Source organism: Arthrobacter sp. QXT-31 (assembly GCF_001969265.1).
Classification (GTDB): Bacteria; Actinomycetota; Actinomycetes; order Actinomycetales; family Micrococcaceae; genus Arthrobacter.
This window is the reverse complement of sequence record NZ_CP019304.1, coordinates 4825837-4844131: the sequence shown is the minus strand read 5'-3', so window position 1 is coordinate 4844131 and position 18295 is coordinate 4825837. Positions and strand designations below refer to the sequence as shown.

General features: G+C 65.2%; 14 protein-coding genes and 1 pseudogene. All 15 read left to right on the top strand.

The features are described from left to right. Window positions 1–13: 13 nt before the first annotated feature. The 15 genes and pseudogenes from BWQ92_RS22160 (at window position 14) to BWQ92_RS23715 (ending at window position 18293) form a co-directional block, all read left to right on the top strand. On the top strand, window positions 14–763 hold the full coding sequence (locus BWQ92_RS22160; protein ID WP_076803274.1) for an eCIS core domain-containing protein: 750 nt from the start codon (window positions 14–16) through the stop codon (window positions 761–763). A 170-nt stretch (window positions 764–933) separates the two neighbouring features. Further along, window positions 934–5061, top strand: a complete 4128-nt coding sequence (locus BWQ92_RS22155) for a hypothetical protein (RefSeq protein WP_216639957.1) — start codon at window positions 934–936, stop codon at window positions 5059–5061. Between the two features lie 237 nt (window positions 5062–5298). Beyond that, window positions 5299–6855 carry a phage tail sheath family protein gene (locus BWQ92_RS22150; protein WP_076803273.1) on the top strand — a complete coding sequence of 519 codons (1557 nt, stop codon included), beginning with the start codon at window positions 5299–5301 and terminating at the stop codon, window positions 6853–6855. 24 nt (window positions 6856–6879) lie between these two features. Then, window positions 6880–7323, top strand: a complete 444-nt coding sequence (locus tag BWQ92_RS22145; RefSeq protein ID WP_076803272.1) for a phage tail protein — start codon at window positions 6880–6882, stop codon at window positions 7321–7323. After that, window positions 7320–7787, top strand: a complete 468-nt coding sequence (locus tag BWQ92_RS22140; protein WP_216639956.1) for a hypothetical protein — start codon at window positions 7320–7322, stop codon at window positions 7785–7787. The genes BWQ92_RS22145 and BWQ92_RS22140 overlap by 4 nt, the downstream gene beginning before the upstream one ends. Continuing rightward, window positions 7784–7942 carry a DUF6760 family protein gene (locus BWQ92_RS23720; RefSeq protein WP_157365240.1) on the top strand — a complete coding sequence of 53 codons (159 nt, stop codon included), beginning with the start codon at window positions 7784–7786 and terminating at the stop codon, window positions 7940–7942. The genes BWQ92_RS22140 and BWQ92_RS23720 overlap by 4 nt, the downstream gene beginning before the upstream one ends. Window positions 7943–10237: 2295 nt before the next feature. Beyond that, window positions 10238–10993 carry a hypothetical protein gene (locus BWQ92_RS22135; RefSeq protein WP_076803271.1) on the top strand — a complete coding sequence of 252 codons (756 nt, stop codon included), beginning with the start codon at window positions 10238–10240 and terminating at the stop codon, window positions 10991–10993. 7 nt (window positions 10994–11000) lie between these two features. Beyond that, window positions 11001–11435, top strand: coding sequence for a phage tail protein (locus BWQ92_RS22130; RefSeq protein WP_076803270.1), 435 nt, complete (start codon window positions 11001–11003; stop codon window positions 11433–11435). Between the two features lie 15 nt (window positions 11436–11450). Beyond that, window positions 11451–12293, top strand: coding sequence for a CIS tube protein (locus BWQ92_RS22125; RefSeq protein WP_076803269.1), 843 nt, complete (start codon window positions 11451–11453; stop codon window positions 12291–12293). Beyond that, complete coding sequence (locus BWQ92_RS22120; protein WP_083706399.1) at window positions 12283–14103, top strand: VgrG-related protein; 1821 nt, start codon at window positions 12283–12285, stop codon at window positions 14101–14103. Before BWQ92_RS22125 ends, BWQ92_RS22120 begins: the two co-directional genes overlap by 11 nt. Window positions 14104–14148: 45 nt before the next feature. Beyond that, the gene (locus tag BWQ92_RS22115; protein WP_076803268.1) at window positions 14149–14562 is read left to right on the top strand and encodes a GPW/gp25 family protein; all 414 of its coding nucleotides are present in this window, start codon (window positions 14149–14151) and stop codon (window positions 14560–14562) included. Then, window positions 14562–16511 carry a putative baseplate assembly protein gene (locus BWQ92_RS22110; protein WP_076803267.1) on the top strand — a complete coding sequence of 650 codons (1950 nt, stop codon included), beginning with the start codon at window positions 14562–14564 and terminating at the stop codon, window positions 16509–16511. The genes BWQ92_RS22115 and BWQ92_RS22110 overlap by 1 nt, the downstream gene beginning before the upstream one ends. Window position 16512: 1 nt before the next feature. Beyond that, entirely contained in the window at window positions 16513–17079 is a 567-nt protein-coding gene (locus BWQ92_RS22105) for a phage tail protein I (RefSeq protein WP_076803266.1), read from the top strand. A gap of 251 nt (window positions 17080–17330) precedes the next feature. Next, a pseudogene (locus tag BWQ92_RS24775) lies at window positions 17331–17606 on the top strand (hypothetical protein); the annotation flags it as partial. A 111-nt stretch (window positions 17607–17717) separates the two neighbouring features. After that, window positions 17718–18293, top strand: a complete 576-nt coding sequence (locus BWQ92_RS23715) for a hypothetical protein (protein WP_157365239.1) — start codon at window positions 17718–17720, stop codon at window positions 18291–18293. The last annotated feature ends 2 nt before the right edge of the window (window positions 18294–18295 follow it).

Sequence of the window (18295 nt, the reverse complement as noted above, 5' to 3'; positions counted from 1 at the left end):
AAAGGGGCGCACGATGCACAGCCACGACTACGACCAGCCCGACGCGGACAGCTTACGGGCCAAATCACCACGGGCCGAGGCGCCGGATCCGGCGCTGCTGTACAAGGCGGCGGCCGCCGGCCGGACCGACGTCGTCGGGTCCCGGGGCATTCTGGCGCTTCAGCGCGCCGTCGGCAACAGCGGCGTCCGCGGGGTGGCGGAGGAGGAACGCTCGCCCGTGCTCGACGTCGTTTCCTCCGGGGGCGGGCAGCCCCTGGAAGAGCCGGTGCGGGCGGACATGGAGGGCCGGCTGGGCCACAGTTTCTCGGACGTCCGTGTCCATACCGGAGATGCGGCACACGATTCGGCGGCGTCCGTGAACGCGCACGCCTACACCGTCGGATCCAACATCGTCTTCCAGCGGGACAAATACGATCCGGGCTCGGACACCGGCCGGACGATGCTCGCCCATGAACTTACCCACGTGGTCCAGCAGCGGAGCGGCCCGGTGGACGGGACCGCCACAGGCACGGGTGTCCGGGTCAGCGATCCGTCGGACCGGTTCGAACGGGAGGCGGCAGCAACCGCGGAGCGGGCCATGTCGGCGCCTGCCGCTCCGGCGGCCCAGCGCGTCGAGGGGGGTTCCGCCGTCGTACAGCGCCAGGCGGAGGATGCGGCGGTCCAGCGCGAGGACGAGGACGAGGAGAAAGAGACGGCGCAAGGTTCCTTCATGGCCGGCGCGGCAGTCCAGCGCGACGAGGCTGAAGAGGAAGAATCCGGTTAGTTCGGCCGGGGAAGGCCATGTCGACTGGGTTCCAGAGCCAGGCGGGGAAGGTTTCGGCGCAGCGCGCCGGACCTGCCGCCTCGCGCCCTGCCAGCGGCGCCGCAAGAAGCGAAATTAGTAGCGCCCTGAGTTTGGGCAGGCGGCGGGCAGGCGGCCCGACGGCGGCTGGCATGGATCCCCGTGGCGTGCTGGCGCTGCAACGTCAGGCCGGGAATGCGGCTGTGGGCGCACTCATGGCAGCGAAGCAGAAATCGCCGGGGGAGCAGGCTGTCGCCGAGATCGACGCAGCGCTGACGGAGATCCGAAAAAGCGAGCCCGCCGTCCCCACGGTCGAGAAGGGCCTTAAGGCCGCCAGCACCGCCGGCATCCCTGTGGACCTGGAAGGACCCAAGCCGCCTGCCGCGGCCCTGGCGGTGACTCGGACTGGATTCGATCCAGGGCAGGTCGCAGGGAAGAAGCCGGTGCCGCCGCCGAAGCCGGTGCCTGCGGTCAGCCCGCTTGGAAAAGCCGCACGGGCCAAAACGGGCGGCCCGGGCAAGGTACCGGCAGGAGGGAAGAGTCCTGCGCCGGCGCCGGCCGCGGCCGTGTCCGGCGGCGGGGGCGTCGCGCCGGTTGCCCCGGCCGCACTGTCCGCCGACAAGCTCCTGCAGCCGCCCGTGGCACCGGCCCAGGTCAGGCCCGAGGAGGATCCTGCCTTCAGCCAGGTCACCGGCACTATCAAGGGAGTGGCGCAGTCGCGAAGGGCGCATCCTCCTGCCGCTTCCAAGGCCAAGGAGGCCCAGGCTGCCGCGCTTCCCCCATCCGACGACGTGGCCGGCCAGGCCAAGGCGGCCAAAGTCGACCAGATGGACGCCCAGCAGGCGGGGTCCTTCGACAAGAAAGCGTTCATTGCCGCGGTCAAAGCCGCCATTGAGGCGAAGTCGCCGAAGACGCTCCAGGAGGCCGACGAGTACAAGAAGTCTGGCAAGGCGGGGGAAGCAAAAGGACAGGTCAAGGGCCTCGTCACACAGGGCGAGGAGGGCCAGGCCAAGGATATCGAGGCCGCCACGGCAGCCCCGCCCGACCAGTCCAAGGCCGTCCCGAAACCAGTCACACCGATGGCCCAGGAACAGCCCGGCCAGGCCGCCCCCGTCCCCGCAGCCGGTGCTGTCCCCAAGCCGGCGCCGCCGGAACAGCTCAACCTCGCCGCCGGCACCCACCAGGCCAACCAGGAGATGGCCGACGCCGGCGTCAGTGACCAGCAGCTGGCCCAGTCCAATGAACCGGAGTTCCAGCAGGGCCTGGCCGACAAGCAGGCGGCCGCGGAGCATGCCCAAACTGCCCCCGCCGAGTTCCGCCAGCAGGAGCAGCAGGTGCTGCAGCAGGGCAAGGCGGAGGCATCGGCGGAGACGGCGGCAGGCGTCACGGGAATGCAGGGGGCCCGCGCGGCAGCGCTGGCCAACCTCGTGGCGGACAAGGGGAAGACCAAATCGAAGGATGAGGCCAGGCGCGCGGAGGTCACGGCGAGAGTCCAGGGGATCTTTGCCGCCACTGAAGCCGATGTGAAGAAGATCCTGGACGGGATTGACCCCAAGGTGGAGGCCGCCTTTGAGAAAGGCGAGGCCGGCGCGCGGGCCTCCTTCGAGGCCTATGTCGACGCCAAGATGTCTGCCTATAAGAAGGACCGGTATGGAGGCTGGCTGGGCGGGTACCGGTGGCTTAAGGACAAGATCGCCGGCATGCCCGCCAAGGTCAACGAATTCTACGAGGCCGGCCGGGAGCTTTACCTGCAGCAGATGGACACCGTGATTTCACACGTTGCGGACATCGTCGGTGGTGACCTCGCCGCGGCCAAGCAGCGCATTGCCAAGGGCCGGGCCGAGATTGCTGCCTACGTCAAGAGCCTGCCCGCTGGCCTGCAGAAAGTCGGTGCCGAGGCGACCAAGGAGATCGGCGACAAGTTTTCGCAGCTCGAATCCGATGTCAATGCGAAGCAGGAGTCCGTGGTGGACGCCCTGGCGACGAAGTACGTCGAGGCACGCAAGGGCCTGGACGAGCGCATCGAGGCGCTGCAGGCGGAGAACAAGGGCCTCGTCGACAAGGCCATCGGAGCGATCAAGGCCATCGTCAACACCATCCGCGAACTGGCTTCGATGCTTCGGAACGTCCTATCCCGCGCGGCAGGAGTGGTCGGGGACATCATCAAGAACCCGGTTGCCTTCCTGGGCCATCTGATCGAGGGCGTCAAGGGCGGCATCCTCAGGTTCAAGGACAACATCCTGAGCCACCTGAAGAAGGGCCTCATGGGCTGGCTGTTCGGCGCGCTGGCCGAGGGCGGGATCGAGCTTCCGGACACGTTCGACGTCAAGGGCATCATCAAGCTGCTGGCCTCCATCTTCGGACTCACGTGGACCAACATCCGCAACCGGCTCGTCAAGCAGATCGGTGAGCCGGCCATGGCCGCCGTGGAGAAGGGCGTGGAGATCTTCCAGGTCATCGCGAGCCAGGGCCTGGCGGGACTGTGGCAGATGCTCCTAGAAAAGCTCGGCAACGTCAAGAACATGATCCTGGAGCAGGTCAAGGACTTCGTCATCACCAAGATCATCACCGCGGGCATCACGTGGCTGATCGGCCTGCTCAACCCGGCCGCGGCATTCATCAAGGCCTGCAAGCTGATCTACGACGTCGTGATGTTCTTCGTCAACAACGCCGAGCGGATCATGAAGTTCGTCAACACCGTCATCGACTCGGTCGCCGACGTCGTGCGCGGCAACGTCAGCGCCGTGGTGAACAAGATCGAGGACGTCCTGGGCCAGATGGTTCCGATCCTCATCGGCTTCCTGGCCAGCGCTATCGGCCTGGGCGGCATCGGCCAGAAGATCCGCGAGATCATCCAGAAGCTCCAGAAGCCGGTCAACCAGGCCCTCGACTTCGTGATCAGTTCCGGCCTGAAGCTGGCCGGCCCGATCATTCGGGGGCTTAAGGGGATTGCCGGCAAGGTGAAGGCCGGTGGGAAGAAGCTCGGGCAGAAGGCGCTGGCGAAGATCCGCGGCGGGGACGACTCGCCTGAGGGCAAGCAGAAGCGTCTGGATATGGGCATGGCCGCCGCGGAGTCGGCGGTCCGTCGATTCGCTGGGCGAAAGGTTGCCAACCGCCTACTGGCGCCTCTCTTGTCTGTAGTCAAGCTCAGGTACGGTCTAACCGAGCTCAAACCCATCAAGCAGGGAACGCATTGGGCTATATCTGGTGCTATCAACCCAACTGCAGTCCGGCTGACAGACGTGATTGCGTACGAAGACGAGTCGATTGCTGCGGTGGAATTTGCCCGAACTGCGGCGGAGGTGGAGCGTCAGTTTTTCGCAACGGGGCTTGAGGGATCGTCGGCACTGGTGGTGCGGGGGCCGCACGAGCAAGCGTATGCGGGTTCCGTGGCCAGGCGTGGGGTCCCGGCCATGGGAGCGACCACCCACGTCCCAGCTTCGGTCGAAGGCCTTTCAAGCGCTGAACAGATTGTGGCGAGACGTGGCGCCTTGGAGGCCCACCGTCAGTCAGGTTCGAGCGACGTTCCACGTTTCGCCATTGCCACGTCCTCCTCGGCAGGCGGCCAGTTGACCGAGATGCTGAACCCGAACCGTAGCCAGCCACATAACGTCAAGCTGAACGAAGTTGGCGCCTACGGATCGACGTCGGCGACCGCTGAGACAGGCAAGGTCATGGGGGTGGTCCGAAACCTCCGGGACAACGGGATGACAGATGCGCAGATCAGTCGCTTAATGCAGTTGATTTCCCGAGAAGGTCGCACTCCTACGCCCGAGTTGCTGGTGGCCCATGGGTTCCATGGCGATCCGAACGCGCCTATGCGAACGGGTCGAAGTTCTCTGCCACCTGGTGCCGCGCTGCGAGCAGTGACGCAATTGACGCACGTGATCGAGCCCCTTCGATTCCTAGACAGAGGGTTTGGACTTGTACAGCAACCGATCGCGACGACAACAGCAATGTCTCATGCGCTGGTTCAATCCGGTGCCGCAAATCTCGGCGAGGTGATGGCGAGTGGGTCAGCGCTCGGACCAGCTACCCATCTGCCCCTTGGAGACTCCGGGCGACTGAAGTCAGAGTCGATCGCCCGCAGTCAGGTGAGGGTCACCATGCTCGTTGACCAAGTGAGGCAACGTTGGTCTGCCTGGGTCCTCCAAACACAGACACACATAGCGCAGGAGTTGCGGGCGCACGGCATGGCAACTCCACACCTAGTTCCCACCAAAGAGTCGATGCTCAAGCTGCTACGAGACTTTTATGGTGAAGCACGCAGAGGGATTTAGAATCCACCTCAAGCGTCCCTGCCGTGGAACCGTCGCAGAGCGAAAGCTCTGATCGGAAGGTGTGCCCTCTTCACCTGCAGCTGCTGCTAATTCACTGTGAACGCGCCCTCGAATCCGAATGCTCTCTGCCCCTTCGTGCACCCCATCCTTCCCGTGAGCGCATCCGCATAGCCGTACCGCCGCACCCCGTCTCGGCGTGACCCTTGAACCACGTTTTGGGTTCAACGAGGAGACAAAATGCCGAACTATCTTTCGCCCGGTGTGTACGTGAACGAGGTTGAGGCAGGCACTCGGCCGATCGAAGGGGTAGGCACCGCGGTCGCCGCGTTCGTCGGGCTCGCCTCGAAAGGGCCCGACAACCAACCAACCCTGGTATCCAACTGGACGCAGTTCGCCGAAACCTTTGGGGACTTCATCCCCGGCTCGTATCTTGCCCACGCTGTCTACGGTTACTTCCTCAACGGGGGAGGAAACTGCTACGTCGTGCGCATCGGGGCCGACGGAGCACGTGACGAAAAACCGAAGCAGGCGCCCAAGGCCGTGACAGCCGCGCCGACCGCCGAAATAGGCGGCTACCGGCTGACCGCCAAATCCAACGCGGCCAACCCGAAGCCCGTCTCCGTGGAGATAGCCGACGCCGGCGGCGAGAACCCGTCAGAGGACCAGTTCAAGATCGTCATCACGGTCGAGGGCAAGCCACCCGAGGTCTGGGACAACGTCACCACCAAGCGGGGCCCAAACAACGCAGCCACGAAGGTCAGCGCGGAATCGAAGATCGTCACCCTCGAGGAAATCGCCACCGGCGGCGCCTTGGTCAAGCCGGACAAGGGCACCATCCAGCTGGTCCAGCCCGAGCCCGAACCAGAGCCCCCGACCGCTGACGAACTGAACGCCGACGACTACGTCGGCGACGCCGCCGACCGCACCGGATTCAGCGGCCTGGAGGCGGTGGACGAGGTGACCATGGTCGCTGTTCCGGACCTGATGGCCGCCTATGAGCAGGGCTCCATTGATGCGGAAACCCTCAAGGCCGTCCAGCTCGCGGCGATCGCCCACTGCGAGCTGATGGGGGACCGCGTCGCGATCATCGACCCGCCGCCCAACCTCAACGCGCAGCAGATCAAGGACTGGCGGATGGACGGCGGAGGCTTCGACTCCAAGTTCGCGGCGCTCTACTGGCCATGGGTCAAGGTGTTCGATCCCGCCACCGGTACCAACAGGTTCGTCCCTCCGTCGGGCCACATGGCAGGGGTCTGGGCCCGCAACGACGACACCCGCGGCGTGCACAAGGCGCCCGCAAATGAGGTGGTCCGCGGCGTCACCAGCCTGCAGACGCAGATCACCAAGACGGAGCAGGAACTGCTCAACCCCATCGGCGTCAACTGCATCCGCACGTTCCCGGGCCGCGGCATCCGCGTCTGGGGCGCACGTACCCTCTCCAGCGACGCCGAATGGCGCTACCTGAACGTCCGGCGGCTCTTCAACTACCTTGAAGAGTCCATCCTGCAGGGCACGCAGTGGGCCGTCTTCGAACCCAACGATCCCGCCCTCTGGGCACGGATCCGGAGGACCATCAGCGCTTTCCTGACCAACGAATGGCGCAAGGGCGCTCTCTTCGGTGTCACCCCTGAGCAGGCATTCTTCGTCAAGTGTGACGCCGAAACTAACCCGGCGGAGGGCATCGACGCCGGCCAGGTGGTCTGCCAGATCGGTGTTGCTCCGGTGAAACCGGCGGAGTTTGTTATTTTCCAGCTTTCCCAGTTCTCCGGCGGCACCAGCCTCGTGAGCGAGTAATTCCAGTTCAAAAGGAGCAAGACCATGGCCCTCGGCGATTTTGACAACTCAGCAGCAAATGGATTCACGGTCACCATTGACGGAATCGAAGTGCCAAGGGTGATCGAGGTGAGCGGCCTCAAGACCGAGGTCGACAAGATCGAGCTGAAGCAGCAGACGAAGGACGGCAAGTATGTTGTCCGCCAGCTGATCGGCCGGCCCAAGGCAGGGGAGTTGACCGTCACGCGTGGTCTGACGCAAAGCAAGACCATCACCGACTGGCTCAAGACAGTCATGGAAGGCGACGTCGCCGGCGCCCGCAAGACAGCCGCCGTCGCCCTGCTCGATTACAAAGGCGAAACCCTGAAGACGTACAACTTCGTCAACTGCTGGGTGAAAAGCGTTGAGTTGAATTCGCTCAAGGCGGGGGCCACCGAGCAGGCCACCGAGAAGTTCGTCATCTGCTACGACGAATCCACCATCTCATGATGCAACGCACACACGGAGCCGCTGTGCTGCCGGACCTGGAGGCTGACAGTCCCGGCGCGCCAAGGGCGGCCACCGGCGCGGCAGAAAGACAGCCGCTTCGCACCGAATTTAGCTTTGAGCTTCCCAGAGGCTACGTTGACCAGGACGGCACCGTCCACAAGACGGGTGTGATGCGACTGGCCACTGCCAGGGACGAACTGCTGCCGCTCTACGACGCCCGCGTCCAAGAAAATGCGGCCTACACAACGGTAGTGCTCCTGGGCAGGGTCATCACCTCACTCGGCACGCTGGCAGCCGTGACCTCCGCCGTCGTCGAAAACATGTTCGCCTCCGACGTCGCCTTCCTCCAGGATTTCTACCGGAGGATCAACGCCGAAGGCCACACCCGCATCGCCGTTACCTGCCCGGAGTGCTCACACCGCTTCACAGCGGATCTTGCCGGTGGTCGCCTGGGGGAATCATGACGTACGCGGCCGACAGGATCTACGAGGAGGTCGCGTACGTGGCATATCACTTCCACTGGCCCCTCGACGACATCCTCGACCTCGAACACGGCCAGCGGCTCCGCTATGTCCGGGAGATCGCGGGGATCAACACGCGGCTTTCACAGGAGCGCTGAACCGTGCGGTGGCCCTGGCAACGCGAGCGCCCCAAACCCGGGGCCCCCACATCTGCGCCCGACGCGGTGGCACCACCGGTAGCGCAGCCGCTGCCGGTACCGCCCGCCGGCTGGGCCTTCCTGCCACCGCTCCAGCGCACCATCGGCCCTATGGAACTGACGCACGGCCCGGGCCGCTTTGCCGCCTCCCTTGCCGCATGGACCAACCCGTCCTTCACCTCAGCCATGAGCCATTTTGTGTCCGATGACGCGCCGCCGGGGGTGATAGACGTCGACGGCGGCGGCACGGTTACCGGGGAAGCGCACAGTTCGGAGCCGCCCGAGATGACGCTGCGCGTTCCCCCCTCCCGCTCACACCGGACGGGCGGATTTGCGGCCGAGACGGAACGTCCGACGGCGGTGCAGCGCAGCACAGTCACGGCGGACGCCCCACCGGGGGCCGCGCCGGCTTCGCCGCCGACCCCGGCACCGGAAGAAGCTGACGTGGGCGAGTTGGGGGTGTGGGACGCAGAAGAGCGTCCCACGACGATGCCGGAGGCCGGTGCCAGTCCAGCACCGGAAACGGCGGTTGACGACGGCGGAAAGCTGGCTGGGGAACTGCCGGCCCCCGTTCAACCGGCGGCAGCCGTACAGAGAACCGCAGCCCCTAGCCAGGCTCAGCCTCTCCGGGCCGCGCAAACTCGAGTGGCCGGTTCCATAGCCCCCGCGTTTCCCCTCGCGGCGCCGGAGGCGATCAAACCCGGTTCGGAACTTAGCGCCGAACAACGAATCACTGAACCAGACACGCCATCAGCTGCCACTACCGGCTGGGACATCGCGCTTGCATCCCGGCTGAACTTGACCGACGGCGCCTCGGACGGAAGTGCCACGTACGTGTCGCTGCCGGGTCCTGCTGCCGTTCAACGCGCAGCTGAAGACAGGACCACTGACAGGGTCCAGGCTCCGGCGGCCCTGCCGCCCGTGTCAATATCCCCGTATCCCAGCCGGTTAGGGCTCGGGCGCCCCCTGTCGTTCTCGCAGTGCGAATCCCGTGACCTGTCCACCACCCCCACCCGGCACGGGCACGACGACGTCTCGCCGGTGCAGCGGACGCACGTGTCGCCTGAGGCGGCGCCCGTACAGCGGATGGATCCGGGGGAGTCCCGCTCAAGGCCGGGCGCCGCTTCAGCGGTGGGGGCAACCGCCGCGCCTGGCGTCAGTGTTTCTGAATCATGGAATGCCCCTGACAGCCGGTCATCGGCGTCTGGCGTCGGGAGCGTGGATGACGGTGCGGAGTCAGGCGACGTTGCCGTTGCCGCCACGCCGGCGGATGCAGCTGCCGCGGCCCCGGCTCAGGCCATGGACCAGATTGGCGACGGAGTCTCCCGGTCTGGCGAGGGCACTGGGACTGGGGCCACCGGGCTCCTGCAACCTTCGCAGCCGGTGACCGCAGAAGAGCCGTCAGCGCCGCTGATTTCGGAAGCCACGCCCGCGCCGTCAACTGCGTCGGCAGAAGGAACGGGCCTGCAGGGGCATCCCGTCCAGCGGTCTCCCGGAGAACGTACTGCTGACCTTCCTGTCATCGCCCGGCTGACTCCCGCCGAACCGGCACAGCACCTCAGCCTGAACGGCGGCCCGGAGACGAGCGGACCTGAGGCAAGGGAAGTTGCTGCCTCGATGCTCCAGCCCGATGACCATCTCGGCGACGTGCCCGACGCCCCGGAGCCAGCGCCGAGCCTCATCTCAACGGGTGAAACCGCTTCGTCCGTGGTCAGCGGTCAGCTCCTCGGCGGCAGCGGTCATCTCCTCAGTGAAACCGGGCCACCTGAGCAGCCTCAGTACGGCAGCATTCCCTCCGGCAACGGGATCCCTGTTCAAAACGGGATCTCAGTTCAAAAGGGGGACCCTGTTCAACGGGCGGAGTACGGGCAGGTGAATTCACCCGATTGGGGGGCAAGGACATACCTGCCGGGGCCGGTGGCCGTTTACGGCAGCCAGCGAGCGCCGGCCGGAGCTTCACAATCTCCTGCCTCCTGGGTATCGGCGGCGCCTGCGGTGGCGTCGGCCGGGACGGTGCAGCGCGTAGCGCAGGCCTCTGGCCCTGCCCCTTCTCTGCCAATCCCACGCGCTATGCCAATCCCAAGTGCTGCGCCAATCCCACGTGCCTCCCGCCCAGCGCTCAGTGGTTCAACGGCCGAGGTCTGGCAGCGCATGGCGGCAAACCCTCCGACTGTCCGGCAGCCTGCGGCATCGACTGTTCCGCTGACCCCTTCCGCGCACACAATTCAGGGTGCTTTTGCGGGCCAAGGCGGGGACGTGGCACCCGGCTCAAGTGCTGCCGGTGTCATGGCGAAGGGCATGAGCGGGCCCGAACGGATGCCCGCTGCCTACCGCGCCGACTCAGACAGCGGCTACCAGCAAGGGGAAAGTGGTCCTGCCGCCCCCGGCTACAACGAATTGATGCCGTTGGGTGAGGTGACCGATGAGCCCAAGCCAAGTGCCGCAGTCGGAAGTGTTTTTCAGAGCATCCGGCCTCTGGCCGTGCAGTCCCTGCAACGCACGGTGGACTTCGGCGGAGCCGTTCCGGCCGGCGCAGGCCATTCACCCTCGCGTTCTAATTCCCGCGAAACCAACGGCGACGGCGTCGTTTATGCTCCCGCCCCGAACCCAATCGCCCCGAACCCAGTTGCCCTGACGCTGGCCGCACCTGCAGCGGAACCGCGGGCTGGTGAAGCGACCGGTCCTGCAGAGGACTCGAGCGGCACCATCCAGCGGCTCAGCCTGCCGGAAGGCCCTGACCATGCAGCCCGGGCAGCAACCGGGCAGGGCAGCACGGAGCCCGGGATCTCCGCTGCCTCGTTACCCGAAGAGGCCAGCCAGGCGCCCCAGGTGGGCACAGCCTCTCCGGCAACGGAACACTCGACGGCGGGTAAGCCAGGGTCGGCGCTAGCCGTCACCCCGGATCAGCTGGAGGAACTGGCCAAACGGCTGGCCGGGCCCCTCATCCGTCGTATCAAAGCCGAAATGCTGCTGGACCGCGAGCGCCGCGGACTGCGTACCGATTCGAATTGAGGAAGCCATGCTGGAGGACGTCGCCACCGCCGTCAGTGTCCGCTACACGGTAGCGCTGGACAACGCGGACTTGGGCACCTTTTCCACGTGCGAGGGCCTCGGCTGCGAAGTGGTCCTTGAAACGCGGGAAGAGGGCGGCAACAACGCCTTCATCTGGCAGCTGCCCACCCGCCTCAAGTACCCGAACATCACCCTGACCCGGCCTCTGGGGAAGGACACGGAGAAGATTGCCAAGTGGTTCGCAGGCATGGCCTCCGGCTACACCCGCTGCACCGGCACCATCGAAGCAATGACCGCCAACGGCACCAAGATTGCCGGATGGGAACTTTACGACGTCGTTCCCGTCCGTTGGAAAGGGCCCTCCTTCAACCCCGACCAGCCGAAAGTGATCATGGAAACCCTGGAAATCGCCCACCACGGCTTTGTCGCCAAACTCGGCTAACGAGAGGAGGAAGACGTGGCCACAGTTGCAGCCCCGGCACCGGCCAAGGGCGCGGTTGGGTCCACCAATCCGGCTGCCACCGCTGCCGGGGGCTCAGGCGGACGCGGCGGGGAAAAGGCGCTCGAGCTTTCGCACGCATACCTGGAGCTCTTTGAACCGTCCCTAGACGGATCACTGGACAAACCGGGCCCGCGGCTCGGACAGATTGATTTCCAGTTCAACCCTAAGGAACTCACCATGGGCAAGTCAGCTTCCTGGGCCCGGGAAAAGGCCAAGGGCAACGGCAAGGCGGGTCCGCCGCAGTACACGGGACCCATGCCCTCCAAACTGTCCTTGGAGATGTTCTTTGACGCCTCCGGGAAGCAGGATGACGCCGTGGTCCAGCGGGTCAAGGCGCTGTTTGCGTGCTGCACACCCACCGAAGCTTCACTGAAGCAGAAAAAAGCTTCCCCGCCATGGGTAATGTTCCGATGGGGCAAGCTCACGGAATTCCATGCGTACGTATCCAGCGTGCAGGCCAAGTACACGCTCTTCACGGCCGCTGGACTGCCGGTCCGGGCCATCTGCACCGTCACGCTGGAGGAAATATCGGGAGACCCGCCCAAGCAGAACCCCAGTTCCGGCGGACTCGTGCCGCGGCGGGTCCACACGCTGGTGGAAGGGGACACCCTGGCAGGAATTGCTTACCGCGAATACGGCGATCCATCCCTGTGGCGGGCGGTGGCAGCTGCGAACGGGATCGATGACCCCATGCGGCTCCGTCCCGGCAGTTCCCTGTTGCTGCCCGCCGTCGACGAGCTCGCGTCCGGGACACCGGCGAACGGCAGCCGGATGCCGGAGGTGGTCCGTGGCGCATAACGAGGAGTTCAGCAACATGCTGCTGGTGGAGGTGGCCGGCCGGCCGCTCCCGCCCGATGTGGCCGCACGGCTCGTTGCCGGCTATGTCGACGACAGCAGCAACGTCCCGGACCTGTTCCTGCTCCGGTTCACCGATGAATTCTCCCTCGTCCTGGAAAAGGCCGGCTTCGCTATCGGTGCACCCGTGAAACTGTCCGTGCAGCAGAGCGGGCCCGGCGGTCCGGTCCCGCTGCTTTCCGGCGAGGTGACCGCGCTGGAAACAGAAATGGACCACGAGGGCCTATACACAATCGTCCGTGGCCTGGACCACTCGCACAGACTGTTCCGCGGACGGCGCGTTGAGGCGTACTTGCAGAGTACGGCGGCGGACATTGTCCGGAAGGTGGCCCAGCGTGCCGGAATCAAGGCGGGAACCATCGCTGCGAAGGGGCCTGTCCTGCAGCATGTGGCGCAGGACGGCATCAGCGATTGGGACTTCCTGCACCGGCTCGCCGTCGAATCCGGCGTGGTCCTTTCCGTGTCCGGCGGTGAGCTGCACTTCACGCCGTCGACAGACTCAGCCACTGCCCCGGCAGGAACCGGCGGGGCCAAGGAGGACCCCTTGGTCCTGGAGCGCGGGGTGAACCTTGTAGCGCTGCGCGGCACTGTCACCTCCGCCGACCAGGTCCCCGACGTGGAGGTCCGGGGCTGGGATGTCGCCGCAAAGAAGGCCATTGTGGCCGTCGCGCAGGCGCAGACCCGCAGTGCCAGGCTCCCTGAAGTGGACCCGGCCGCCCTCGCCAAGAAATTCGGAAGCCCCAGGTACGTTGCGCCTCCGACCGCTTTTGACCAGGCCGCACAATGCGACGCTGCCGCAGCCTCCATCGCTTCCCGGCTCGGCGGAGCCTTCGCGGAAGTCGAGGGCCTGGCCAGGGGCAACCCCAAGCTACGGGCCGGCACTGCCGTTGTGCTCAAGGGCGCCGGTAAGCCCTTCGACGGCCAGTACACACTCAGCTCATCCCGCCACGAATTCAGCCCTGATACCGGCTACCTCACAACCTTCACCGTCAGCCACGAATCAGAGCGTTCCCTCTACGGGGTAGCCGCTGGCGGCAACGGCCGCGACGCCGTGCCGACTGTGGTCAATGCGGTCGTCACAGCGGCCAAGGACCCGGAAAACCAAGGCAGGGTCAAGGTGAAATTCCCCGTCCTGTCTGACAACTATGAGAGCTGGTGGGCCCGCACCATCCAGGCCGGGGCCGGGACCTCGCGGGGCGCCGTCGTCCTCCCTGAAGTGGGGGATGAGGTCCTGGTGGCCTTTGGCCACGGCAGTTTTCAACAGCCGTTCGTGCTCGGCGGCCTGTACAACGGCAAGGATCAGCCGGACAAACCGTGGGCAGACCACGTGGGCTCAACCGACGGCTCTGTTACCCGCCGGGCCTTCGTCTCGCGCACCGGGATGCTAGTGGAGTTCCTCGAATCTCCGGACGGCGAACAGGTTCTGGTGAGCACCAGCGGCGGCAAACAGAAGATTGCACTCGTCCAGAAACCGGATGCGGCCATCGAGATCGTCTCTGAAGGACCGGTCAACGTCACAGCCAGGAAGGACGTTGCCGTAACGACGACGACGGGCCAGGTGACGATTAAGGGCAAGAAGGTCATCGTGGAAGCCCTATCAGATCTTGAGCTGAAGGGCGCGGCGGTGAAGATCTCGGGCACCGCAACGGCCGAGCTGAAAGCCCCGGGCGTAAAGGTGGCGGGGGATGCGACGGCGGAACTTTCCGGAGGCGCAACCACCACCGTCAAGGGCGGCTTGGTCCGCATCAACTGAGTCTGGCCGCCAGCTGCGCCAGGAAAACGGCAGGAGGGCAACAAGGTGGGGCAGGAGTTCATCGGTGCCGGATGGGCATTTCCGCTGCGTACGGACCGCACCGGCAGCATTGCGCTGGTCCGTGATCAGCGTGAAATCGAGGAGAGCATCCACCTCATCCTGGCGACATCTCCCGGCGAGCGGCCCATGCGGCCGGAGTTTGGCTGCTCCGTCCACGACTACGTCTTCGCGCCCGCGAACGCTGCAACCGCCGGGGACATCGCCTATGCCGTGCGGGTGGCCCTGGACCGCTGGGAGCCGCGGATCACCCTGGAGAATGTAGCCGTCAACTTCGAGGGCGTGGACGCCGGCCTGCTCCTCATCGACGTGCAGTACACCATCAGGGGCACCAATGATCCACGCAACCTGGTCTTCCCCTTCTATGTCATTCCGCGCAACGGCGAGGAGGCCGCTTCCTAATGCTCCCTTCACCCAATCTTGATGACCGCCGTTTCCAGGACCTGGTGGATGATGCCAAGCGCATGGTGGCGCACTATTGCCCTGAATGGACGGACCACAACGTCTCGGACCCCGGCGTAACCCTTATCGAAACGTTCGCCTTCATGGTGGACGAGCTCTTTTACCGGCTAAACCGGGTGCCCGACCGCCTGTACATCGCGTTCCTGGAATTGCTCGGCGTCACACTCCATCCGCCCACCGCTGCATCAGTTGAGCTCCTGATGAGGCTATCGGCGCCGCAGCCCGACGCCGTCGTCATACCCAAGGGGACTGAGGCTTCCACACGGCGCACCGAGGAAGAGGAAGCAGTCGTTTTTGCCACGACCCGCGAGCTTACCGTACCGCCGCGCCGGCTGGCACACGTCCTGACCCAGACGGACGGCGCAGTAACGGTGGCCCGGACTGAGGCCTTGCATGGAGACAGCAGCTTCCCGTGCTTCGGCTCGCCGCCGGTGCCCGGCGACGCCTTGCTGCTCGGATTGAACGACGCTGCACCCTCCTGTGCGGTTGTGCTGCGGTTTGAGTGCGAGGTCAGGGGCGTGGGTGTTAACCCAAACAATCCGCCACTGGTCTGGGAGGCCTGGGACGGCGACTCATGGGTGCCGTGTGACCTGGACAGCGACGGAACGGGCGGGCTGAACCGTCCCGGTGACGTGGTGGTCCATTTGCCACACCGACATGCGGCCTCTGTGCAGGGAGGCACCCGGGCGGGATGGCTGAGGTGCCGTGTGGTGGAACCTCTTGCCGGCTATCCGTCCTACAGCGCTTCCCCTACTGTGCATTCCGCCGCCGCGTTTACAATTGGCGGTTCCGTTCCCGCCGTCCACGCCGAGGCGATCTACGACGAGGTGATCGGGATGTCTGAAGGCGTGCCCGGGCAGTCCTTCGAACTGGGCCGGCACCCTGTGCTGCCTGGCGGTGACGGCTTCGTAGTTGAAGTCGCCGCCGGCTCCGGCTGGGAGACGTGGACTGAAGTCGACTCCTTTGCCGGATCGGAACCCGGTGACCGCGTGATGGTGCTCGACCGGACAACGGGCGTAGTGCATTTTCCACCGGCCGTCCGGGAGCCTGATGGATCCCTCCGCAGCTATGGCGCCGTGCCGCCGGCGGGCAGCCCTATTCGCATTCCGTGCTACAGCACCGGAGGCGGTCCACGGGGGAACGTTGCCGCGCGGGCGCTCTCCGTGCTGCGTTCCTCCATCCCCTTTGTCAACAGCGTGGAAAACCGCCGCGGCGCTCACGGCGGCGTCGCGGGGGAAACGATCGAGCAGGCAAAGGAACGCGGCCCTCTCGCACTGCGAACCCGGGACCGCGCCATTACCGCAGAGGACTACGAACAGCTCGCCAAGCGTGCCGCCCCGGACATTGCCAGGGTGCGGTGCATACCAGCCGACGGCGCTGACGAGGCAGGTGGGGTGAGGATCCTCGTGGTGCCGGGGGCCGTTCCGGACAAGGATGGACGGCTCACCTTCCGTGACCTCGTTCCTGATTCCGGGTTGCTGGCCGAAGTTGCCGGGTACTTGGATGAGCGCCGTCCCGTTGGTGCCCGGCTGCTAGTCGAACCGCCGTTTTACCGCGGTGTGACCGTGGTTGCGCAGTTGACCGCCCGTCCCCGGGTTTCCGCAGAACGCCTGCGCGTGGACGCCCTGCGGGCCCTTTACAGCTATTTCGACCCGATCCGTGGAGGGCCTGACGGAGAAGGCTGGCCGTTCGGCCGGCCCGTCCATGCGGGCGAAGTGCATGCTGTCCTCCAGAGCCTTGCAGGTACGGAGATCGTCGACGAGGTCTACGTCTTTGCCGCCGATCCCCTGACGGGGAAGCGGGGAGAGCCGCAGCAGCGCATTGAAGTCAACCGCAATGCCCTGGTCTTTTCGTTTGATCACAGGGTCCGCGTTTCGGAAGGAACCTGAGATGCGTGGCATGGTGCCCGGCTTGGGCAGCGCAGTACCGCTGGCCTCCCGCCTTCCGGCGGTACTGCAGGAGGACGCCTTCCTGCAGCGGTTTCTGCTGGCTTTCGACGATGCGCTCGCCCCGGTCTTCACCACGCTGGACGGGCTGGCATGTTATCTGGATCCACGACTGGCGCCCGAGGACTTCCTGGACTGGCTGGCCGACTGGGTGGGGGTCAGGGTTCATGATTCCTGGTCCACGGACCAACGGCGGGACGTCGTCGCCCATGCAGCAGAAATCCATCGGCGCCGCGGAACGGTCCCGGGCCTGGCCGATGCCGTCCGGCTCGCCGTCGGCGGAGTCCGGGACGTCGTCATCGAGGACAGCGGCGGTGCGGCCTGGTCCCAGACGCCCGGCGCAGACCTCCCGGGCCAGGCCACAGCGAAGCTGCACGTAAAGGTTTACGCCGACGCCGCCAAGGACGTCAGCGTGCCCCGGCTCGAGCGCATCATCAGTTCTGTGAAGCCAGCCCACGTTCCCCACACCGTTGAAGTGCTTTCATCGGCCAGTTCCTCCAAGGAAGACTAGGAGATGCAGTGCTGATCTGTGGCGAATGCAGCGCGCGCAATGCTGACGATGAAAGCTTTTGCGGTTCCTGCGGCGCCTATCTCGGCTGGCAGGCAAAGCAGGAAGGCCCCGGGAACAAGCCGTCGACCATCGAACCTCATCGTGGGTCCCCAACTTCTCCGCAGACTGAGAGGCTTCCGCAGATTCCTGTCCCTTCAGGTGGCGGTAAGAATGACCATCCAGGCGGACCGGAAAGTGGACCAAGGTGGGTCATGGGCAGTGGTAAGTCCGGCGGGGGAGTTGCCCATCAGAGCGGCGACAAAGACGTCGTCATCGGGCAACGTAGGGCTCCCGCCGGAGCTGCACCTACGGAGCCCGTATCAACCGTCGGCGAGGAGCCAGCCCCAGTACAGCCAGGCGAGCGGATCGCGAATGGCCCGCCAAGGCGTCGCGGAAACCACGGGCCTTCCCCTGACGCTGGTCCGCTGGTTTGCCCGACATGCGGTACACGAAATAAGGCCGATCAAAACTTCTGCCGGCGGTGTGTTGCCAGCCTGGTGCCACCCGAACCCGTTGTCGAAGCCGACCCGAGTCAGTCGTGGTGGACCCTACTGTTTGGACGGCAAAGCCAAAAGGTGTTGCCAGCGGGCACCCGGCCCTTGTCGAAGTCCCGGCGATTCCCAGTCCGATTCGTAGTCTTCCTGGCGGTACTCGGGCTTACAGGCGGCGCGGCGAGTGCCAATAGGGAGGCGATTAGCGGTGCGCCGCAGAGGATCCTTGATGAAATTCTCAATGATCACAAGAAACCCCTATCTACGGTAGCGTCAGGGAGAATTGATGACAGCCGAAGGCCTGAACTCGCGACCGACTCCTTTGTGGACACCTACTGGGCAGCACAGCTTAAGAGAGGAAAGAACGCGAACTTCCTCGAGGCCAAGTTTAGGGAGGACATTCGCCTGGTTTACGTCTTCATCACGGGCCAACCGTCCACGTACGTCCCCCCAGCCGGGGAACAGCAGCCGTCGAAGATTCTGATTTCCGTGCATCATAAGGGGGCCAAGGCCGGGTTGTATCAAGAGATTTACCCCGCAATCGAATTGCCGAATAACGGGAAAAGGCATGGCTTTTATGTGGGCGCCGACCACGTTGAAACTGTTCGGCTTACGATCCTGGAGCCTACGAGTACCACCGCCAAAGCGGTATTCATCGCAGGTTTACAGTTCACCGGCCGGTAGCA